Below are 20,404 nucleotides of genomic sequence, written 5' to 3'. Positions count from 1 at the left end.
GCCGCGCCCGGGAGCGCCTAGGCCTGGCCGGCCTGCCGGCGCGCAGGCAGCGGGGCGGGCCGGACCCGGCGGTAACCCTCGCGCAGCGGCGGACGGTCCGTGGGCAGTTCCTGGATCATTTCCTTCAGCGCCCCGATGCCGTACTCCAGCTGCGGGTCGGTTCCGGCGGCGTAGGCGTGCGGCGGGAAGGTCACCTCGATATCCGGGGTGACGCCGAAGTTTTCCACGCCCCAGCCAACGCCACCGGCGAACCAGGTGGCGTAGCGCGGCTGGGTGACGCCGGTGCCGTCGGCCAGCGCGAAGCGGTTGTCGATCCCGACGACGCCGCCCCAGGTGCGGGTGCCAATGACGGGCCCGATCCCCCGCAGCTTGGAGACCTGCGTGATGATGTCGCCATCGGAGCCCGCGAACTCATCGGTGAGAATGATGACCGGTCCGCGGGGAGCGTGGTGCGGGTACGTCCGCGGCTTTTCCCCGCGCGGCATGCTCCAGCCGGTGACCTTGCGCCCGATGAGTTCGGCCACGAGCTGGGAGGTGTGGCCGCCGCGGTTGCGCCGGACATCGACGATCAGCCCGTCCAGGGCCGTTTCGGTGTCGAGGTCGCGGTGGAGTTGTGCCCAGCCGTTGGCCATCATGTCCGGGATGTGCAGGTAGCCGAACGTCCCGTTCGAGGCTTCCCGGACAGTTCGCCGGTTGCCGGAGACCCATTCCTGGTAGCGCAGGCGCTCCTCGTCCTTGACCGGGACCACGGCCACGCGGCGCTGGGCGCCCGCGGCCGCACCATGGCCGGCGCCATTGCGCAGGGTAAGTTCCACGGCGCGGCCGGCCGCGCCGACCAGCTGCATTGCCGGGGTCCGCGTTTGTGTCAGTTCGACGCCGTCGATCGCCAGCAGGACGTCGCCCGGCTTGGCGTCGGCGCCGGGACGGGTCAGCGGCGAAGTGGCCAGCGGGTCAGAGGACTCCCCCGCCAGAATGCGGGTGATTTCCCACCCCTCGCCGGTGAACCCCAGGTCCGCGCCGAGGCGGCCCTGCGGGCTGCTGCCGTTCTCGACAGCGGCCACAGGCCGGACGTAGGCGTGGGAGGTGCCGAGCTCGCCGTGCAGCTCCCACAGCAGGTCCACCAGGTCGTCATGGGAGCCGAGGCGTTCCACCACCGGGCGGTAGCGGGCGTGGACGGACTCCCAGTCCTGGCCGGCCATGTCCTCGGTCCAGAAGAAGTCGCGCTGGAGCCGCCAGGCCTCGTCAAAGGCCTGGCCCCACACACTGAGTGGGTCCAGCTGCACCCGGATCCGGCCAAGGTCCACCTTGACCAGCTGGCCGGAGTCCTCATCGGCCTTGGCGGCGGCCGGCGCCACGCGGATCTGCTTGTCCTGGATGAACACGACCTTTTCGCCGTCGCCGGAGAGCCGGTAGCTGTCCAGGGCCTCAACGATCGTGGCGGTGCGGCGCTTGGCCAGGTCGTAGCGGACCAGGCTCGGCGCCGCGCCCTTGTCCTCGAGGCTGGCCCGGCCCTCACCGGTGGCGCCGGCGAGCTCGCTGTCCAGCCAGAGCAGGGCGCCGGCGACGGCGGTGAGTCCGGCGTAGTTGCCTTGCGGCACCGGGACCCCGATGACGCGGTGGGCCAGGCCCTCGGCGTCGACCCGCACGGACGGCACGGGTTTGGCCGCCGGCTGCGGCCCGGACGCAGCACCCGCTGTTCCGGCGGCACCTGCCTCGGCGTCGGCGTCGGCGTGGAGGTCGACGCTCGGGCCGAAGGGCGAAGGTGTGTCGGCGGCGAGGGCGACGAGGTACGGCTTGATCGGGCTCGGGAAGGACAGATCGAAGGAGTGCCCGTCGTAGACCGGGTCGAAACTGCGGTTGGAGAGGAAGGCGAGGTATTTGCCATCCGGGGTGAACGACGGTGACTCGTCGCGGAACCGGCCGTCGGTGACGTCAATGATCGCAGCTCCAGTGCCGCCGTCGATCCGGGTGATCCGGAGCCGGCTGCGGGACCCGAAGGACGTGACCGGCTCGGACCAGCCGAGCCACGCGGAGTCCGGGGACCAGGTGAATCCCTCAATGCTGCCCTCACCGATGCTGCTCAGCTGGGATATCGTGCCCGTGCGGGTGTCGGCAAGGTAGATATCACCGAACGCCGTGCCGACGGCGAGCCAGCGCCCGTCCGGGCTGGCTTCGATGGCGCTGGTCCGGCTGGGCTTGGGGAAGTCGATCCGCGTCAGCTCATCGGCGGCAGGCGCGGCCTCCACGGCGGCGCCCGCACTGGCCCGGTCGGGCTCGGAGCCGGAGATGGAGCCGGCTGCGTCTGCTGCAGCCGGGGCCGCTGTGACCGGGCCGGACACGGAACCGTTTGCAGCGGCGGGGATTGATCCTGCGCCGGTCAGCGCGGCGGCGGACACCGGCTTCGGCAACTGCATGCCTGCGTCCTCGGCGGAAGCAGCGGGCCGGGCCGTTGACTCGGCAGCGGACTGCACGGCCGGCTGCGGGGCCTTCGATGCTGCCGCAGCCGCTCCGGCCAGGGGCGCCGCAATGGCTTTCAGGTACAGGGCCTCGACGCCGTCGTGGTCGGCGACATAGGCGATCCGGCCCTCGCCGAAGGGCCGGGGCAGCCGTGCCCGGACGCCCGGGGTGGCCTCGAGGACGCGGGAAGGGCCGTCCTTGTGCCGCAGCCAGTGGACGGTTCCGTGGGATTCGACGGCACTGGACGCGCCCGTGCGGTCCGGTACGACGTCGCCAAGGTGCTTCGAGGGCTTCAGCGCGGCGGGCCGGCGCGCCTGCGAGGCGGAACCGAGCACAATGTCGAGCTTGACGGCCTCGGCGTCGAGGCTGGGCAGCAGCCAGAGCTCACCGGCCGATTCGAAGATCACGCGTTCGCCGTCGGTGGCGGCGTGGCGGACATAGAAGTCCTCGTGGTCCGTGTGGCGCCGCAGGTCGCTGCCGTTGGGCAGGACGGAATAGAGGTTTCCGTAACCCTCGTGGTCGGACAGGAACGCGATCCGTCCCTTGACCCACAGGGGGTCCGTGAGGTTTCCGTCCAGCGCGGCAGCGAGCCGGACGAATTCACCGTTTCCGTCTGCGTCGATCCACAGCTTGCCGGCGGCGCCGCCGCGGTAGCGCTTCCACCAGGCTGGCTCACGTGACAGGACACTGGCGAGCACCACTGGGCGTTCATCGCCGACGACGGGGCCGAAGGCCACCGACTCGACCGGGCCGAACGGGAGTTCCTGCGCCCAGCCGCCGGTCACGGGGAGGCTGTAGGCGTGGGTGTGACGGCTGTCGGACTGGCGGAACGCGCTGGTCACCAGGACGTCGCCGTCGGGGGTGAAACCCTTGACCCGGGTGGAAGGGTGGCCGAAGTAGCTCAACTGGCTGTAGCCGCCGCCGTCGACGTTGGCCGTGACGACTTCCGGGGCAGTCCCTTGGACGACGGTCCAGACCAGACGCTTGCCGTCGGGGGTGAAGCGCGGGTTGCGGGCCGGCAATTGCAGGGAGGATACGCGCCAGGCGCGGCCCCCGCCCACGGGTGCAATCCAGACGTCGTCCTCGGCCACAAAGGTGACCAGATCGCCGTGCAGATGCGGGAAACGGAAGTAACTCGAGGGGGTCATCGTTCGATCATAGCCACAACGGTCCTTACGGCCCGGGAGGTTTCGCGGCCGTGCCGGGCATGGTGAGATGGATCATGCGAATCCTTATTGCCGGGGCCTCCGGGCTGATCGGAACTGCCCTTTCGGGTGCACTGCGCAGCGAGGGGCACGACGTCGTCGCCCTGGTCAGGCGTGCCCCTGCGTCCCCAGCCGAGTTCCAGTGGGACCCGGCTGCCGGCCGGATCGACGACACCGCACTGAAGGGCGCGGACGCGGTGGTCAACCTCTCCGGCGCCGGAATCGGCGACCGGCCCTGGACCAAGGCACGGGTCAACGAGCTCCGCGCCTCCCGGCTGGGGGCTACCCGGACCCTCGCGGCCGCCATGGCGCGCACCGACGCGCCGCCCGCCGTGTTCCTGAGCCAGTCGGCCTCCGGTTACTACGGCAACGCCGGTACGGCGGTGCTGCGCGAGAACGCGCCGGCCGGCACCGGCACCCTGTCCCGGATCTGCGTCGACTGGGAGGCCGCGGCGCATGAGGCGCCTGCCGGAGTCCGGGTGGTCACGCCCCGCACCGGCGTCGTCCTGAGCCGTTCCGGCGGCGCACTGGGCCGGCTGTTGCCGCTGCTGCGCCTGGGTGTCGGCGGCCCGCTCGGCGATGGCCGGCAGTTCTGGCCGTGGATCACTCTGCCGGATGTGGCCGCCGCCTTTTCCTTCCTTCTCTCGGCGCCCGTGTCCGGGCCGGTCAACGTCTGCGCCCCCGAAGCCGCAGATGTGAATTCCCTGATCACGCAACTGGCCAGGGCGCTGCACCGGCCGGCGGCGCTGCGGGTACCGGCCCCGGTGCTGCGGCTGGTGATGGGCGATCTCGCCGAAGAACTGCTGCTCGCGAGCCAGCGGCTGGAGCCGGCCGTCCTGGCGGAAAACAGCTTCGCCTGGAAGCACCCGTCCCTCGCCGGGGCCGCCGCCTGGGTGGCAGGGCGGGGCTAGCCGCCACTATTAGCCGTGCAGCGTCGCGTACCTCTGGAGGAAGAGGGCCAGGGACTCTGCCAGGGCCCTGATCTCGCCCGGATCGACGCTCTCGTTCGGTGCATGGATCAGGGCGAGTGGCTCCTCGACGCCGAGCAGGATGATCTCCGCGTCCGGGTAGGTGTCGGCGAAGACGTTGCAGAGCGGGATCGATCCCCCTTGCCCCAGGGTTGTCATGGGCGTGCCGTAGGCCTGGGACATCGCGGCGCTCATGGCTTCAAAGGCCGGGCCGCCGACTGCCGCCTGGAATGGCGACCCGATGGCCTCGAGGTCCACCGTGACGTGGACATCCCAGGGCGCGGCCGCCTTGAGGTGGCTGACCAACGCCGTGTGGGCGTCGGCGGCCGCCATGCCCGGCGGGACGCGCAGGTTCAGGCGTGCCGAGGCCCGCGGCGAGATCGCCGCCGTCGAGCCGGTCACCGCCGGGCAGTCGATGCCGAGCACGGTGACCGCGGGCCGTGCCCAGAGCATGTCGGACACGGTGCCGTCCCCCAGCAAGGACACTCCCTCAAGGACGCCGGCGTCGGTGCGGAACTGCCCTGGCGGATAGGGCGCACCGGTCCACGTCTGGGCGTTGTCCAATCCCATGACCGTCGTGTTCCCTTGCCGGTCCCGCAGTGATGCCAGCATGGCGATCAGTGCGGCGAGCGCGTCGGGGGCAGCACCGCCAAACATGCCGGAGTGGAGCTCTGACGCCATCGCCTCCACCGTCACCACGACATTGACCATCCCGCGCAGAGTTACGGTCGCGGCGGGGTGGCCCACGGCGGCGTTGCCGGTGTCGCAGACCAGGATGGTGTCGGCACGGAGCAGGTCCGGGTGGCCGGCGACGAACGCCTCGAGCCCGCCGGTGCCCTGTTCCTCCGACCCCTCGACCACCAGCAACAGGTTCACCGGTACGTCGTTGCCGAGCGCCCTCAGGGCGAGCAGGTGGGCGAGGATGTTGCCCTTGCAATCGGCGGCGCCCCGGCCGTACCAGCGGCCGTCCACTTCAGTGAGCTCGAAGGGCGGGGTCCGCCATGCCGAGTCATCGAGGGGTGGCTGGACGTCGTAGTGCGCGTAGAGGAGCACGGTGGGCGCGTCCGGATCGGGTCCGGGCCTGGAGCCCACCACCGCGTCGGAGCCGTCCGGGGTCCGTTCGAGGTGCACATCCGAAAATCCGAGTCCGGCGAACTTGTCCAGCACCCACTGGGCAGCCTTGGCACACTCCTCGACGGGAAACTGCCGCGCATCTGCCACCGACCGGATGGCAACAAACTCGGCGAGCTCCTCCCGTGCCGGACCCATCAGATCGGTGATGCGGGCGCGCAGGTCCACGGCTCACGCACCACCCGTGTGGTACGTCTTGAGGTCGTCGATGAACTCCTGGAACTCAGCGAGCTGGTCCGGGCAATAGACCTTGATAATCGCGAGCTCGCCGACGGCGATCCGGGCGTTCCCGATGACCGGCCTGTATCCGGGCCCGGTTGCCCCGTTCGCCAGCTGGCTCAAGAAGGTGGCCCGGCTCAACGCGCTGTTCGGGTTCGCGCAAACGGCACCGCCGTCGTCACCGAGCACCCGAGCTATCTGTTCGCGCGAGGGTGCCGTCCCGCCGGCCCCCTCGATCGACGCGATCAGCTGGTCGGCCTTCGCCAGGGACTGTTGCGTCTCCCTCGCCGACCGGAAATTCAGCAGTGCGACAACGGCGAACACCACGAGCAAGATCATGGCAACTATGTAAACGACCGAGCGGCTGCGCCTGGTCGAGGACTCCTGATGCGTGCTCATGACCTAGGTGCCTCCGTCCGAGCGTCTTGCTCCGGCAGCTTCCACGAGGGTTTGCGGAACCTGTAAAAGAGGAACGGCACGAGCAGGCCCAGTCCCAGCGCGCCGCCGGCGACGATCAGGAAATAGACGGCCGGATCGCCGTTGCCAAACTGCGACGGCGGGACGAACCCGACGAGCAGGGCGGCCAGGGAGGCGGTAAAACCGACGCCGCAGAGCCCAACCAGCATTGGCGCCCGGAAGCCACGCGCGTGGTCCGGGTCGTTGCGGCGCAGCCGGACGGCGGCCACGAACATCAGCAGGTACATGATCAGGTAGACCTGCGTGGTGATCACCGAGAAGATCCAGTACGCGCTGGAAACATCCGGGATCAGCGCGTAGCCAAGCGCGATCATGGTGGTGACGAGCCCCTGGACCACCAGGAGGTTCTGCTGGATGCCGTTCTTGTTCAGTTTCTGCAGGAACGGCGGGAGGTATCCTTCCTCACGCGAGATCAGCAAGAGGCCCTTGGACGGACCGGCCAGCCAGGTCAGCATGCCGCCGAGGGAGGCGGCTACCAGCATGATCCCGAGGATCGGTGTCAGCGCCTGGAGGTTGAAGGAGGCCAGCACCGCGTCAAAGGCCTGCATGACACCGGCTGTGAGGGAGAGTTCATCGGCCGGAACGATCCAACTGATCGCCAGCGCCGGCAGGATGAAGATCAGCAGTACCAGTCCCATGGCCAGGAACATCGACTTCGGATACTCCTTACCCGGGTCCTTCAGCGAGGACACGTGCACAGCGTTCATCTCCATGCCGCTGTAGGACAGGAAGTTATTCACGATCAGCACCAGACTGGCCAGCCCGGCCCATTCGGGCAAGAAGTTTGCCGCGGTCATCGGAGCGGCGGACGGATTGCCCTGGCCGAGGAAGACCACACCCAGGATGACGAGCAGGGCGCCCGGGATCAGGGTGCCGATGATCAGGCCACCGCTGGCCAGGCCCGCCACACCCTTCGTGCCGCGGGATGAGACGTACACGCCGGCCCAGTAGAACACCACGATCACCAAGGCCGTCCACACGCCGCTGCTGGCCAGCGCCGGGTTGAAGACGTAGGCGAGCGTGCTCGCGACGAATCCCAGCAGGGTTGGATAGTAGAAAATCGTCATCGCGAACTGGCACCAGACCGCCAGGAAGCCCATGGGTTTGGAGATTCCGGACGATACCCAGTTGTAGATGCCGCCCTTCCATCCGGACGCCAGCTCGGCCGACACGAGGGAGGTCGGGAGCAGGAAGACGATCGCGGGAACCACGTAGAGGAAGACTGAGGCGAGGCCGTAGACGGCCATGGTCGGGGCCGCACGGAGACTGGCCACCGAACTCGTGGTCATCAGTGCCAGGGCTACCCAGGAGATCCACACGGCCGGTGGTGCCTTCGGCCGGGTCACTGCCTGTTCGCTCACGTGAGCCACACCCTCAAGTGCCCCGTGGTCTGCGCCACGGGCCAGGCGGAGCTAAACCGCCTGGGGCGAGTAGTCGTCGGCTTGAACATGCCCACTGCCCCCCCTATCACACAAAGTGCTCGGTGCCTACAGCATGGACCTAGGAATTAGCAGGGAATAGTCCCCAACTCCCCTATACGTCAGATCGCCGGGGTGCTAATTTGCGCGGTTTCGGGCGCGCTTCCACAGCAAATCGGTGATCAGTGCCAGTGCAAGGATGACCACCAGCGCGGCGGCGGTGGCGGGTTCATTGACGAGCGTGGTTGTGCAGAACACGACGAACGTTCCCAAGGTCGCAATCAGGGCGATGATAAGCACCAAAAGCTTGGCCGCGGTCTCCCGGTACACCTTGAAGTGGGCCATCGTGACCGCGGAGAAAATGAGCAAGGCTACCGCACTTCCAAGCGACGCGATGCTGTTGAGGTTGAACGTCACCACCATCACCGCCGCGAGGCCGGCCATGACCAGCAGCCCAACCGGCACCTGCCTGCGGCCCACGGAGCGGCCGAAGACCGGTGGAAACTGTCCCACTGAGGCGAGATGCCGGGTCATCCCCACGGAAGGATAGAGGCTGGCGTTCACCGCCCCGGAAGTGGAGAGCAGGGCGGTGATCACCATCAGCACATAGCCGAACTGGCCCAGCGTCGGCTTGGCGGCCTCGGCCAGCGCAGTGGCGCCGTAGGCGACGACCTCGTCGGCGGTCAGGGTCCCGAAAACTCCCAGCGAGACGGCGACGTACACCGTCGTGGCGATCGCCAGCGCCAGATACATGGCGTGGGGCAGTTGACGGGACGGGTCAGGCAGATCCTTCGCGGTAAAGGTGATGACGCCGAACCCGAGGAAGGCGAAGAACGTCAACGCCACGCTCGCGATGATCTCGCGGACGCCCGGGTAGCCGGCCGGATCCAGGAGCGCTGGGTTCCAGTTCGCGATCGTGACAATCGCGAACACGGACAGGATGGCCAGCACCATCTTCACGATCACCGACTGGACTCTTGCGACCGCCGTGGAACCGACCGCGTTCAGGACGGTCATGACCAGGATGAGCGCGACCGCGAACACTTTGGCCCAGCCTGGGTCGCGACCGGTCAGGACTGCACTGGCATATCCACCGAAGGACGACGCCACCATTGCCCCCACGATCGCGCCGGTCACGTAGAACAGCCACGAAACGATGCCTGTAGCGTGCCCCTCCCCGAACCCCCGGGCCAGGTAGGCCAGCATGCCCCCGCCCGATGGGTAAGTCGCGCCGAGCTTCGCGAACGAGTACCCCTGTAGGCCGGCGATGGCGCCCGCCGCCAGAAAGGACACCCACACAGCCGAGCCGGCGACAGCGCCGGCTGCGCCCAGCAGCGCGAAGATTCCCGCGCCCACCATGGAACCCACCCCGATGAACGCTGCTTGAATGACGGTCATCTGCTTCTTCGGAACCGTGGTCGACATGGCGTCCCTCTCCGGCGTCAGGCTCTCGCTAGCAGCCGTCTCGGTGGGAGGTTACCACCGCGCCCTGAAGCGTGGAACCCTAGCCGGCTCCGGGCCCCGGAGGTAGCACGTCCTGGATCCGCCAGCGCCCGTCGACGGGCACCAGGACCAGGTGAAGCTGCTGTGCGGAGGCGGCGGGTACTTCGGCCACCGTGGCGCCGTTCCCATCGATTTCCCGGTAAGCGGAAGGTGCAGTGGTGATGGTCACAACTGCCCGGGCGGGGCTGCTCTCCGCGGTGGTCTCGATCCGGGTCAGGGAGGTCGAGAATCCGGCCAGGACGTGGCCGGAGGCGCTGAGCTGCGCTTTGATGCGGCCGTCCGAGGCGGCGGCCGCCGAGTCCGGGGCGTTGACGGCATCGAGCAGTCTGAAGTCGCCGGAGCTCAGTGCCAGTGAACGGAGCCGGGCCAAGCCGCGGACCGCCTCCACCGGGTCGGCGGAGGCCAGGAGTGCCTCAAGATCGGGAAGGATGGCGGTGGCCCCGCCGTCGGCGGTGGGGGGCGGCGGCCCGCCAACCGGCCCCTCCGACGGCGCCGCCGGTCCCTCGCGGCCCACGGGACTTCCTGTCTGCACCGGCGCATCGTGGCCGGACACAAACCCTGGAAACAGCCCGGCGACGGCGTCGGAGGCCGGCCCGCCACCGGCCAGCAGCCAGGTGCCGGCCAGCAGGACTGCAGCGGCGAGAGCGGGCAGCAGCGCCCGCTGCGCGGGAGTCCGCCGGAATCCGCGGTGGAGTCCGGTTTTCCGGATAGCGCCTGGGCGCCGGCCCGGGCCGGACTGCACGGCCTTGCGTGTGAGCAGTTGGGGGATGACCGTGGGGTGCACGGAGACCGACAGATCGACGGGCTCCGCCCGGGCGCTGCGGTAGACCATAGCGGCAAACTCCGCCGCCGGGGGACGCTCCCGGCGCTCCCCGCCCAGCCCCGCTTCGAGGGCGGCAACCAACGCTGCCGGAACCTCCGGGACCAGCAGGCTCAGCGGTGGACGATGCGGGCCGGGCTCGGGGGCCCGTCCGGTGAGGCAATACCAGCCCAGGGCGGCCAGGGAGTAAATGTCGCGTTCGGGCTGCAGCCCGGCCCGCACAGCGTCCGACGGGGCGGGATCCTGGAATCCTGCTGTGCCCTCTTCGGCGACCGGAGCGGCGTCGGCCACCATTCGCGCGACGCCGAGATCGGCCAGCAGCGGTTTGCCGTCGGCCGTGAAGAGCACGTTGCCGGGGGCCACATCACCGTGGGTGAAGCCTTGGCCGTGAAGGTATGCCAGGGCCTGCGCGATGGGAGTCAGGACCGTCACCGTTTCGCCGGGACCCAGGCGTCCCCGGCTTCCCACGAGCGTCGCCAGCGAGCCGCCGGGTGCGTAGTCCAGCGCAAGCCCGAGGCCGCTGCCGCCAGAGTCGTGAACCGGCAGGCGCACCACGGCATGGACGCGAAGCAGGTGGCTGTGTGCCAGGGCGGAGAGGATCCGGACTTCGCGCCGCATGACGTCCCCGGCCTCGGATTCTTCCGGTGCGGCGCGGTCGGCATCGAAGCATTTCAGGGCGAACTCGCGGCCCGTTGACTGTTCGGTCACCAGCCAGACCGTGGCGCTGCCGCCGCGCCCCAGCAGCCGTCCGACGTCGTAACCGGGAACCTGGGGGGCCGCACCGGCGGCCGGCGGGAGATCTTCCATACCCAAGGAATAGTCGATTGCGCGGAATCGTGCAGAAGTTATCCACAGGCATGAGAGCTTAAGCACACAAGCGGGAGGTGGGTGCGGCGGGGTCTAAGCTTGATGCCATGACTCTTGAGTTCAAACAGCTGGGTCTCGCCCCGGACTTCGTCGATTACACGCGCGGATGGGACATCCAGCGCGAATTGCATGAAAAGGTCCTCGCGGGCACCGCGCCCAGCACTGTACTGCTGCTCGAACACGCCGCGGTTTACACCGCAGGCAAGCGCACCGAAGACCACGAACGGCCCTTTGACGGAACTCCCGTTGTGGCCGTGGACCGCGGCGGCAAGCTGACGTGGCACGGCCCCGGCCAGCTCATTGGCTACCCCATCATCAAACTGAAGAACAAGGCTGGCATCCGCGACTACGTGGAGCGGCTGGAAGCGGTCATCATCGCCGTCCTGGCGGACTACGGCATCGCCGCCGTCCGGATCAAGGGCCGCGCTGGCGTGTGGATCGAACAGGACGAAAAGGGTCCGGACCGCAAGATCGCGGCCATCGGCATCCGTGTCCACGAAGGTGTCACCATGCATGGCTTCGCGATCAACTGCAACAACGATCTCGCCCCCTACGGCCAGATCATCGCCTGCGGGATCAGCGACGCCGGAGTCACCACGATCGCCCAGGAACTTGGCAGGGACGTCACCCCGGCGGACCTCATGTCGCGGATCACCGAAGAACTGCGCAAGAATGAACAAGCCCTAGTTGCAACCCCAGAAGGAGCTCTACTGTGACACTGGCACCAGAAGGCCGGAAGATGCTGCGCATTGAGCAGCGAAACGCGGCCACACCGGTGGAACGGAAGCCGGAATGGATCAAGGCCAAGGTCCAGATGGGCCCGGAGTTCGTCCAGCTGAAAAACCTCGTCAAGAAGGAGGGCCTCCACACGGTGTGTGAGGAGGCCGGCTGCCCGAACATCTTCGAGTGCTGGGAAGACAAGGAGGCCACGTTCCTGATCGGCGGCTCCGAATGCACCCGGCGCTGCGACTTCTGCCAGATCGACACCGGCAAGCCCTCGCCCGTGGACATGTTCGAGCCCACCAAGGTGGCCCGCTCGGTCCAGGCCATGGCGCTGCGCTACGCCACCGTGACCGGTGTGGCCCGCGACGACCTCGCCGACGAGGGCGTCTGGCTGTACGCGGAGACGGTCCGCAAGATCCACGAACTGAACCCGGGCACCGGCGTCGAACTGCTGATCCCTGATTTCTCCGGCAGGCCCGAGCACATCGCGGCGATCTGCGACTCCAAGCCCGAGGTCTTCGCCCACAACGTCGAAACCGTGCCCCGGATCTTCAAGCGGATCCGCCCGGCGTTCCGCTACGAGCGCTCCCTGGACGTCATCACCCAGGGCCGCAAGCTCGGCATGGTGACCAAGTCGAACCTGATCCTCGGCATGGGCGAGACCCGCGAGGAAATCTCCGAGGCGCTGCGGGACCTGCACGAGGCCGGCTGCGACCTGATCACCATCACCCAGTACCTGCGCCCGTCCGAGCGGCACCTGCCGGTGGACCGCTGGGTCAAGCCGCAGGAATTCGTCGACCTGCAAAATGAGGCGGACGAGATCGGCTTCCTGGGCGTCATGTCCGGGCCCCTGGTGCGTTCCTCCTACCGCGCCGGCCGGCTCTGGGCCACCGCGATGCGCAAGAAGGGCTGGGAAATCCCGGCCGAACTCGCCCACATCGAAAGCTCCGGAAGCACCCGCCAGGAAGCCAGCTCGCTGCTCGCGGCACATTCCTGAACCCAGCTCTGACACCCTTCCACTTAAGGGCCGGCACCGGATGACTCCGGTGCCGGCCCTTGGCCGTCCATCACGTAGAATTAAGGAACTATGGCGAATTCCCCTGATCCCAGCAACTCCAGCCCGGCTTCCGAAGCTCCGAAGCGCGGTCTTTTCTCCCGTAAGCCCAAGGAAGCAAAGGCCAAGAAGCCGAGCCGGCTGAAGCAGATCGGCGAGGTCTTCCAGATGACCCGCCGCCACGATCCCATGGTTCCGTGGCTCATGTTGCTGGCGTTCCTGGGTGTTGTTGCCCTCAGCCTGCTGGTCGGTTTCCTGCTCGACAACTGGATCACCGGCCTGATCATCGGCATCGCCCTGGGCGCCCTTGCGGCCACGCTGATCCTGTCCCGCCGTGCCGAGCGCGCCGCGTTCGCGCAGATCGAGAACCAGCCCGGCGCGTCAGGTGCCGCGCTGGGCACGCTCAAGCGCGGCTGGATCACCGAGGACCAGCCCGTCGCCGTGAACCCCCGCACGCAGGATGCCGTCTTCCGCGCCATCGGCCGTCCCGGCGTCGTGCTCGTCAGCGAAGGCCCCAGCAACCGGGTCAAGCCGCTGGTCGACGCCGAGCGCAAGCGCCTTGCGCGCATCCTCCCCAACGTCACCATCCACGTGATCGAAAGCGGCCGCGGCGAGGGCCAGGTGCCGCTCAGTCAGATCGCCAGGAAGATGAACAAACTCAAGGGCGAACTGACCAAGACCGAGGTCAGCGCCGTGTCGAAGCGCATTTCCTCGCTTGGCGGCCGCCTGCCCATCCCGAAGGGCATCGATCCCTACAAGGCCCGTCCCACCCGCGGACGCTAGGCGGGCGGCAGTACCGCACCGCATGATGGAATTGCCCGCAGTACAGAATCGCCCCGGTTCACGGCCACCTCAGGCCGCCAGCCGGGGCGTTTCTCTTACTGCCCGACGTCGGCCCGCCCGGCGCCGGGTTACCGGACCCGGGACAACGGACGCGGGACAACGGACGCGGGGTGCCGGACAAAGCGACACCGGACACCGCGAAAACGGACGCAAGAACTCAGGAGATATGCATGAAACTTCCCTCGACCGCCACGATGATCCGCATCTTCCGTGGGCTGGCGATCGCCGAAGCGTTCAGCTGGGCCGCGCTGTTGCTCGGCATGGTGCTCAAATGGATCACCCGGACGACGGAACTCGGCGTGGAGATTGCCGGTCCGATCCACGGGGCCTTCTTCATCGGCTACTCGATTGCGGCACTGAGCCTGTGGGCAATGCTGCGCTGGCCGTTCCGGATTGCCTTGCTCTCAGGGCTCTCCGCCGTCTTCCCCTTCGCGACGGTGTGGTTTGAGCGCTGGGCCGGCCGCCACGGATACCTGACGGAACGGTCGGGAGAGGCTGCGCCGACGCCGGCCCCGGAGACGGCGGGGGTCTAGTCCGCCGAGGACCTCGGGTTTCTGTGCGCCCCGGCACCATCGCTGTGCCCAACTGACGCACATGGCCGCAACGCGGGGGAGGTCAGCGGCCATTCGTGGCAAACGGACGAGGGCCCGCCGCGCCCTGACACCATCGCTGTGCCCAACTGACGCACATGGCCGCAACGCGGGGGAGGTCAGCGGCCATTCGTGGCAAACGGACGAGGGCCCGCCGCGCCTGGTTGCCTGGCACCGCCGTCGCGCATCCGGCCGCGGATTGCTACATCCGGACGAGCACCGTATTCATGGCCTTGTCGTGGAGGCCGCGCTGGTCCGGGTCGAAAATGACGGCAGGGATAACGAGGCACAGCAGCAGAGTGCGCACCAGGGCCGCGAGCGGACCCGCCGGGCCGCCGCCCAGCCGGACCACATGGATTCCCACGATCCGGTGGCCGATGCCGTAGCCGAGGGTGCCGATCAGCAGGATCTGCTCGATGGCAAACACGGCAAGCGTGGCCCAGGAGTCGCCGCCGAAGGCGAAATTGCTGATCAACAGCGCGATGCCCCAGTCAATGCAGATCGCCAGGATGCGCCGGCCGGCACGGGCGATCGACCCTGCCCCGGACTCGGGCAGCCCGTGCCGCTCCCCCGGGTACCTGGAGATGCCGGATGTGTCCGGCCCGGTGAGCCATGAACCGATGTCTTTGCGATCAACCACCCTCCAAGCTTATCGGCTCTGGCCTGTCCATAGTGTGGGAGGTAGGGTGTCACATTGTGGACCAGATAGGCCACAGTGTGGACTGGCGACTAGCGTTTACGTGTCAGGACATTCTGTAACCTCCCCGAAACAATGCGGACACTGCGGGGAAATCCCTTGTCCTTAGGGTGGTAACAGTTGCTAGCGACTGCGAAGCGGGGAAGCTTTTTGCCTTCTCCGCTGTTGGACTGCGCTGGACAAATGTGCCTGACGGCCAGATCTTTCATATGCGTAAGGAGCATAGATGTTCAAGACTGCGGACGAAGTCCTCAAGTTCATCAAGGACGAAGACATCAAATTCGTCGATATCCGCTTCACCGATCTCCCGGGCGTTCAGCAGCACTTCAACGTGCCTGCCAAGAGCGTTGACGCCGACTTCTTCGTCAACGGCCAGCTTTTCGACGGATCTTCAATCCGCGGCTTCCAGGGCATCGCCGAGTCTGACATGCAGCTCATCCCGGACGTCACGACGGCGTTCATCGACACGTTCCGCATGGAGAAGACCCTTGCACTGAACTTCTCGATCGTGAACCCGCGTACCGGTGACCCGTACCACCGCGATCCCCGCGGCGTGGCCGAGAAGGCGGAGGCCTACCTGGCTTCGACCGGCATTGCCGACACCGCTTTCTTCGCTCCCGAGGCCGAGTTCTTCGTCTTCGACAACGTCCAGTACCAGTCTTCCCCGCAGGGCAGCTTCTACAAGATCGACTCCGAGGAAGCACACTGGAACTCGGGCCGTGAGGAAGAGGGCGGAAACCTCGGCTACAAGACCCCGGTCAAGGGCGGATACTTCCCGGTCTCCCCCACCGACAAGCAGGCCGACCTGCGCGACGCTATGTGCGTTGCCCTGGACGAGGCCGGCCTTGAGGTCGAGCGCAGCCACCACGAAGTCGGTTCCGCCGGCCAGGCTGAAATCAACTACAAGTTCACCACCCTGACCCACGCGGCTGATGACCTGCAGAAGTTCAAGTACGTCATCAAGAACACCGCCGATGCCTGGGGCAAGTCCGTGACCTTCATGCCGAAGCCTGTCTTCGGTGACAACGGCTCGGGCATGCACTGCCACCAGTCGCTGTGGACCGGCGGCGAGCCGCTGTTCTACGACGAGAAGGGCTACGCCGGCCTGTCCGACACCGCCCGCTGGTACATCGGTGGCCTGCTGAAGCACTCCTCCGCTGTCCTGGCCTTCACCAACCCGACGGTGAACTCCTACCGCCGCCTGGTCAAGGGTTTCGAAGCCCCGGTCAACATGGTTTACTCGCAGGGCAACCGCTCCGCCGGTATCCGTATTCCGATCACGGGGTCCAACCCGAAGGCCAAGCGCATCGAGTTCCGCGCGCCGGACCCCTCCTCCAACCCGTACCTGGCGTTCGCTGCCCAGCTGATGGCCGGCATCGACGGCATCCGTAACCGGATCGAACCCCCGGCTCCGATCGACAAGGACCTCTACGAGCTCCCGGCCGAAGAAGCCAAGGACATCCCCAAGGCTCCGGGCACCCTCGAGGAGGCCCTGGATGCACTGGCCGAGGACAACGAGTTCCTGCAGGCCGGCGGCGTCTTCACCCAGGACCTGATCGACACCTGGATCGAGTACAAGTACGAGAACGAGATCCGTCCGCTTTCGCTGCGCCCGAACCCGTACGAGTTCGAGCTCTACTACGGCGTCTAGTCCCAAGGGGCCACGCACCGCACAGCGCCAGGAGAGTCCGTCCGGTCTGCCACACATGGCAGCCCGGACGGGCTCTTTTGCTTGCCCGGAAATATCCGTCATAAGTCGGTCTTGATTCATCGATAGAGCGCTATCTTTCTTGTAGCATTTCCCTTTGTCCCTTCCCGGTCACGCGAAGGGCACTATTTTGGGGGAAAATTTGAAAAGCACTCTGTCGCGTGCGGCTTCAGCCGTCGGCGCCGCTATTATCTTGTCCACTATCGGCTTCGCCGGCCCGGCCCAGGCGGCCGTCGCCTGCTGGGACTCCGCAGCCGGGCATAGGTGCCGGGACTTCGGCGAGGGTGCCACGGGCCGCACCATGGTCCGGGCGTTGGAGCGCCCGACCTTCACTGGCATCCTCAAGGCGGGACAGACACTCACGTCGTATCCCGGCGAATGGGAACGGGCGCAAACGCTGAAGTATCAGTGGCTGCGCGACGGGGTCAAAATCCCCGGCGCCCAGGGCGAAACTTACGAGATCACGGCGCCCGACGACGGCCGGTCCCTAACGCTGAGCGTGACTGGGTCCGCCCCTGGGCTCAAGGATGGGGTGGAGACTACCCTGCCGTCCCCGAAGGTCAGTGCAACCAACACCGCAGCGTATACGGCCCGGCCAGCCATCATCATTACCGGCGAGGCTCCATCTGTGTCGGGTTCGACGAGGGTCGGATTCTCGTTGGACGTCGACGATTTGGGCACCTGGTCCACCGACGTTGTGGGGTTACAGTGGCAAGCCGATGGGGTGGACATCGAGGGAGCCACCACCGACAGCTACAAGATCAGGACTGCCGACCTGGGCAAAGTGGTTACCCTCAAGGTGACCGGCGGCGGCCCAAGCCAAGGCAGCGTATCGAAGTCAAACACGTCCACGGTCGTTACCCGCGGGTATATCGAGCCCACAGATGAAATGTGGCTTTCTGGCGGCTCCACGGTCGGCGATACTCTCAGTGTGGAGGGCAGCGGCGGCTGGTATGCCGACGGTGAGCCGATTTCCCTCCTCTATCAGTGGGAGCGGGACGGCCAGCCGATCACCAGGGCCACCGCACCCACCTACACTGTCGTGGCCGCGGACCAGGGCCATCGGATCCGGGCCCAGGTTACCGCAACGGCTCAGGGACACGGGCCGAATACCCAATCGTCGCTATACGTCGACATCGTTGAGGGCGACGAGGTCGACGGCGACACGGAAGGAAACGGCGAGGTCGACGGCGACACGGGAGGAAACGGCGAGGTCGGCGGCGATCAGCCCGCTCCCGGCCCGGCCCCGGCCCCCGCAGAACACGCACCCGCCCCAGCCGGACAGGCTCCCGCTCCGGCGCGGCCCGGGAAACAGACCATCCGTCGGGTCAAGGCAGTCCAGCCAACAACCCGGATTGCCTCCGCAAACACCGTCGTTCCTGCGCGTGCCAGCGTTGGTTTCGTTCAGCCGCAGGCAGCCTCGCAAACTGAGTCGCAGGTCGCCGATGCTGCCGGCCCGGTCAAGGCAGCGGCCCCGGCCGACGACGCGTCCGCGAAGCCGGCACCGGTTGCCACGGCCAGCCCGGCAGCGCCATCCACGCCCCGACCTCCCGTTGCCACGGCGCAAGTGGCCAGTACCGACCGCTCAAACCCGCTGCCGCTATTTTTCTCGATCGCCGGGGTGCTGATCATTGCGGGCCTGGTCTGGGTGATCCGACCGCTGCGTGCCTCGGTGATCCGATTCGTGGGCCGAAAGGGAAGTTAGGACCCGCGAGTTACCTCGGGCATCCGGTCGCGGCTTGGGGGCCGGCCTTCTGGTTCAGCGCTTTCCAGCACCTCAGCGCTTTCCGTACTTCTTGTGCACGGCCTGCTTGCTGACGCCAAGGCACACCGCAATGGCCTCCCACGACAGTCCGGCCTGCCGGGCACGCAGCACCACTTCGGTTTCCGTGCGCGCCAGTTCTTTGTGGAGTTCCGCCACGGCGTAGAGCGCCTCGGCCGGCCCTTTGCCGTCCATGGAACCTATCAATGTCTGCATGATGCACCTCCGGCGTCAACGTTAGTTGACGCCGGGAGAAGCGTCAACCCTCGTTGACGGCAAGAAGCCGGCGTAATTCCCCTACGGGATCGGGGATCTCCGGTCCGTGGGAAAAGAGCATCCTGTCCGGCTCCAGCAAGCTCAGTCTCAGAAGCGACTCTTCGGCCCGCGCAGAGTCCGCTGTAAACTGCTCCGGCGCCCGTCTCATCACACCTCCGGCTGTCCCCACAGCGTCCCCTACGAACAGCATTCCGTCGTCATGCAGCAGGCTGATGTGTCCTGCGGTATGGCCAGGCGTCTGCACGATCTGTATATCGCGGACCCTGTCTCGTTCCACGAGCGGGCGCAGCGGCACTGCGGAAGAAATCTGGGAAACGTCCGCCGCGCCCGCCCAGATCGCCGCCAACGGGCTCCGTTCCACGACTTCGCCGAGGCCGCCGACATGGTCCGGATGCCAATGGGTGAGGACGACGTCGGTGATGTCACTCCATGCTGCTCCGACACGGTCCAAGGCCGCCGCAATCGCATGCTCGCTGCCCTTGAGGCCCGTATCGATCAACAGCAATCCCCCGGTGTGCGGCACAAGGAAACAGCGTACGTCCATCGTCAACTCAACGGGCCCTGCCAGCCCGGCGGGGATGTGGAGCTCCTGGATGACCGGTTCTACCTGCATCTGTGAGTGACCCATCATGCACCTTTCCAGCGGCTGGTCTTGGTTCAATACTGCGGCACGCACCGTCCCAGTCAAGATGCGATTTTGGTCAGAATGCCCGGTACATGATGCGTTGCGGGCCGGCGTCGCCGCCTTCGTAGCGGCCGCGGTCCTCGAATCCGGCCTTGCGGTATGCGGCTTGGCCGCCGGGGTTCAGTTCGTTGACGGAGAGTACGACGCCGGCCTGGCCGCTGCCGAGGTCCGCCGTCAGTTTGGCGGCCTCCCGCACGGCGGCCTCAGCGGCGAGGGTGCCGAGGCCCTTGCCCTGCTGCCGCCGGTCGATCAGGAAGCCGCGCAGGAGCCAGGCCGTGTGGTCCTCTGGCCAGCCCGCGAGGGTCGCCGCCCCAGCCTGGAGCGTCAGGACTCCCACGGCGGCCCCGTTCACATCCACGGCGAACGGGTGCCGGGACTCTTCCTCGAGCCCGATCAGCATCATCCGCAGCGGGTCCCCCACGAACTTCTGCTGCCCTGCGCCGAGCTCCAGCAGCGCGATCTCCCCAAGCTTGATGGCCCGGGCGTCGTCGTCGAGATTCTTCAAAGGCAGCAGCCATACATGTCCAGACATGTAGACAGCGTACCCGCGCCGGCTGCGCCCGCCCCTAGCGGAAAGGGGCTACAGCGCAGCGTCCTTGGGCGGTCCGGCCGGATCCATCCAGAAGACTTCCCAGAGGTGCCCGTCCGGGTCCTGGAAGCTGTGCGTGTACATGAAACCGTAGTCCTGGGCCTCCTCCGATGCCGTGCCCCCGGAGGTCAGGGCGGTGCGGATGACCTCGTCCACGGCTTCGCGGCTCTCCAGCGAGAAGGACATGATGACCTCGGCGGTGCCGGCCGTAGCGGCGACGGACTTCGAGGTGAAGGTCTTGAAGTAGGACTCGACGAGCAGCATCACGTACGCGCCGTCGTTGACGATCATGCAGGTGGCGTTCTCATCGGTGAAGTCGGGGTTGAAGGAAAATCCCAGCGCCGTGAAGAATTCAACGGTCTTATCCAGATTCCGGACGGGAAGGTTCACAAAAAGTTGCCTGGCCATTGGC

General features: G+C 67.2%; 18 protein-coding genes. 7 read left to right on the top strand and 11 right to left on the bottom strand.

From position 1 onward, the window contains the following. Positions 1-17: 17 nt before the first annotated feature. Complete coding sequence (locus AC1DN2_RS11750) at positions 18-3,605, bottom strand: S41 family peptidase (RefSeq protein WP_476850446.1); 3,588 nt, start codon at positions 3,603-3,605, stop codon at positions 18-20. Positions 3,606-3,679: 74 nt separating this feature from the next. On the opposite strand from AC1DN2_RS11750, the gene AC1DN2_RS11745 reads away from it, so the two are divergent. Then, positions 3,680-4,573 carry a TIGR01777 family oxidoreductase gene (locus AC1DN2_RS11745; RefSeq protein WP_476850445.1) on the top strand — a complete coding sequence of 298 codons (894 nt, stop codon included), beginning with the start codon at positions 3,680-3,682 and terminating at the stop codon, positions 4,571-4,573. 9 nt (positions 4,574-4,582) lie between these two features. Here the strand turns inward: AC1DN2_RS11745 and AC1DN2_RS11740 are convergent, their stop codons facing one another. The 5 genes from AC1DN2_RS11740 to AC1DN2_RS11720 form a co-directional block, all read right to left on the bottom strand. After that, entirely contained in the window at positions 4,583-5,929 is a 1,347-nt protein-coding gene (locus AC1DN2_RS11740) for a M20/M25/M40 family metallo-hydrolase (protein ID WP_476850444.1), read from the bottom strand. A gap of 3 nt (positions 5,930-5,932) precedes the next feature. Then, entirely contained in the window at positions 5,933-6,379 is a 447-nt protein-coding gene (locus AC1DN2_RS11735; RefSeq protein WP_476850443.1) for a hypothetical protein, read from the bottom strand. Next, positions 6,376-7,818, bottom strand: a complete 1,443-nt coding sequence (gene gadC / locus AC1DN2_RS11730) for a glutamate/gamma-aminobutyrate antiporter GadC (RefSeq protein WP_476850442.1) — start codon at positions 7,816-7,818, stop codon at positions 6,376-6,378. The genes AC1DN2_RS11735 and gadC overlap by 4 nt, the downstream gene beginning before the upstream one ends. 195 nt (positions 7,819-8,013) lie before the next feature. Further along, entirely contained in the window at positions 8,014-9,300 is a 1,287-nt protein-coding gene (locus tag AC1DN2_RS11725; RefSeq protein WP_476850441.1) for an APC family permease, read from the bottom strand. 79 nt (positions 9,301-9,379) lie between these two features. Continuing rightward, the gene (locus AC1DN2_RS11720) at positions 9,380-11,005 is read right to left on the bottom strand and encodes a serine/threonine-protein kinase (RefSeq protein WP_476850440.1); all 1,626 of its coding nucleotides are present in this window, start codon (positions 11,003-11,005) and stop codon (positions 9,380-9,382) included. A 107-nt stretch (positions 11,006-11,112) separates the two neighbouring features. Here AC1DN2_RS11720 and lipB point away from each other — a divergent pair, with 107 nt between their 5' ends. From lipB to AC1DN2_RS11700, 4 genes are all read left to right on the top strand, one after another. Continuing rightward, positions 11,113-11,781, top strand: coding sequence for a lipoyl(octanoyl) transferase LipB (gene lipB / locus AC1DN2_RS11715; RefSeq protein WP_230007918.1), 669 nt, complete (start codon positions 11,113-11,115; stop codon positions 11,779-11,781). After that, a complete protein-coding gene (gene lipA, locus AC1DN2_RS11710) occupies positions 11,778-12,785 on the top strand; it encodes a lipoyl synthase (RefSeq protein ID WP_476850439.1) in 1,008 nt (335 codons plus the stop codon). The genes lipB and lipA overlap by 4 nt, the downstream gene beginning before the upstream one ends. Before the next feature lie 90 nt (positions 12,786-12,875). After that, positions 12,876-13,625, top strand: coding sequence for a DUF4191 domain-containing protein (locus AC1DN2_RS11705; protein WP_243179470.1), 750 nt, complete (start codon positions 12,876-12,878; stop codon positions 13,623-13,625). 230 nt (positions 13,626-13,855) lie between these two features. Continuing rightward, positions 13,856-14,218 (top strand): DUF3817 domain-containing protein, encoded by a 363-nt coding sequence (locus AC1DN2_RS11700; RefSeq protein ID WP_476850438.1) that lies wholly within the window; start codon positions 13,856-13,858, stop codon positions 14,216-14,218. 259 nt (positions 14,219-14,477) lie between these two features. On the opposite strand, the gene AC1DN2_RS11695 is transcribed toward AC1DN2_RS11700, so the two are convergent. After that, a complete protein-coding gene (locus AC1DN2_RS11695) occupies positions 14,478-14,915 on the bottom strand; it encodes an RDD family protein (RefSeq protein ID WP_476850437.1) in 438 nt (145 codons plus the stop codon). Positions 14,916-15,198: 283 nt separating this feature from the next. Between AC1DN2_RS11695 and glnA the strand changes: the two genes are divergently transcribed. Continuing rightward, a complete protein-coding gene (glnA, locus tag AC1DN2_RS11690; protein WP_018772378.1) occupies positions 15,199-16,623 on the top strand; it encodes a type I glutamate--ammonia ligase in 1,425 nt (474 codons plus the stop codon). Positions 16,624-16,873: 250 nt separating this feature from the next. Next, positions 16,874-18,385 (top strand): hypothetical protein, encoded by a 1,512-nt coding sequence (locus AC1DN2_RS11685; protein ID WP_476850436.1) that lies wholly within the window; start codon positions 16,874-16,876, stop codon positions 18,383-18,385. A gap of 72 nt (positions 18,386-18,457) precedes the next feature. On the opposite strand, the gene AC1DN2_RS11680 is transcribed toward AC1DN2_RS11685, so the two are convergent. The 4 genes from AC1DN2_RS11680 to AC1DN2_RS11665 all read right to left on the bottom strand — a co-directional run bounded on the left by AC1DN2_RS11680 (position 18,458) and on the right by AC1DN2_RS11665 (position 20,400). Beyond that, the gene (locus AC1DN2_RS11680; RefSeq protein WP_079553982.1) at positions 18,458-18,658 is read right to left on the bottom strand and encodes a transcriptional regulator; all 201 of its coding nucleotides are present in this window, start codon (positions 18,656-18,658) and stop codon (positions 18,458-18,460) included. A gap of 43 nt (positions 18,659-18,701) precedes the next feature. Next, complete coding sequence (locus tag AC1DN2_RS11675; protein ID WP_476850435.1) at positions 18,702-19,349, bottom strand: MBL fold metallo-hydrolase; 648 nt, start codon at positions 19,347-19,349, stop codon at positions 18,702-18,704. A gap of 70 nt (positions 19,350-19,419) precedes the next feature. Continuing rightward, positions 19,420-19,935 (bottom strand): GNAT family N-acetyltransferase, encoded by a 516-nt coding sequence (locus AC1DN2_RS11670; protein ID WP_476850434.1) that lies wholly within the window; start codon positions 19,933-19,935, stop codon positions 19,420-19,422. A 48-nt stretch (positions 19,936-19,983) separates the two neighbouring features. Then, on the bottom strand, positions 19,984-20,400 hold the full coding sequence (locus tag AC1DN2_RS11665; RefSeq protein ID WP_026266248.1) for a VOC family protein: 417 nt from the start codon (positions 20,398-20,400) through the stop codon (positions 19,984-19,986). Positions 20,401-20,404 lie beyond the last annotated feature (4 nt).

The sequence above is a fragment of the Arthrobacter sp. 01L42 genome, assembly GCF_056400005.1.
This window is presented reverse-complemented; position numbering and strand designations above follow the sequence as displayed.

What these genes read in the sequence shown, in the direction of transcription:
- AC1DN2_RS11750 (WP_476850446.1), bottom strand. Translation starts at nt 3,605, where the DNA reads ATGACCCCCTCGAGTTACTTCCGTTTCCCGCATCTGCACGGCGATCTG.
- AC1DN2_RS11700 (WP_476850438.1), top strand. Translation starts at nt 13,856, where the DNA reads ATGAAACTTCCCTCGACCGCCACGATGATCCGCATCTTCCGTGGGCTG.
- lipB (WP_230007918.1), top strand. Translation starts at nt 11,113, where the DNA reads ATGACTCTTGAGTTCAAACAGCTGGGTCTCGCCCCGGACTTCGTCGAT.
- AC1DN2_RS11675 (WP_476850435.1), bottom strand. Translation starts at nt 19,349, where the DNA reads ATGATGGGTCACTCACAGATGCAGGTAGAACCGGTCATCCAGGAGCTC.
- glnA (WP_018772378.1), top strand. Translation starts at nt 15,199, where the DNA reads ATGTTCAAGACTGCGGACGAAGTCCTCAAGTTCATCAAGGACGAAGAC.
- AC1DN2_RS11735 (WP_476850443.1), bottom strand. Translation starts at nt 6,379, where the DNA reads ATGAGCACGCATCAGGAGTCCTCGACCAGGCGCAGCCGCTCGGTCGTT.
- AC1DN2_RS11725 (WP_476850441.1), bottom strand. Translation starts at nt 9,300, where the DNA reads ATGTCGACCACGGTTCCGAAGAAGCAGATGACCGTCATTCAAGCAGCG.
- AC1DN2_RS11670 (WP_476850434.1), bottom strand. Translation starts at nt 19,935, where the DNA reads ATGTCTGGACATGTATGGCTGCTGCCTTTGAAGAATCTCGACGACGAC.
- AC1DN2_RS11665 (WP_026266248.1), bottom strand. Translation starts at nt 20,400, where the DNA reads ATGGCCAGGCAACTTTTTGTGAACCTTCCCGTCCGGAATCTGGATAAG.
- AC1DN2_RS11705 (WP_243179470.1), top strand. Translation starts at nt 12,876, where the DNA reads ATGGCGAATTCCCCTGATCCCAGCAACTCCAGCCCGGCTTCCGAAGCT.
- AC1DN2_RS11745 (WP_476850445.1), top strand. Translation starts at nt 3,680, where the DNA reads ATGCGAATCCTTATTGCCGGGGCCTCCGGGCTGATCGGAACTGCCCTT.
- AC1DN2_RS11720 (WP_476850440.1), bottom strand. Translation starts at nt 11,005, where the DNA reads ATGGAAGATCTCCCGCCGGCCGCCGGTGCGGCCCCCCAGGTTCCCGGT.
- AC1DN2_RS11680 (WP_079553982.1), bottom strand. Translation starts at nt 18,658, where the DNA reads ATGCAGACATTGATAGGTTCCATGGACGGCAAAGGGCCGGCCGAGGCG.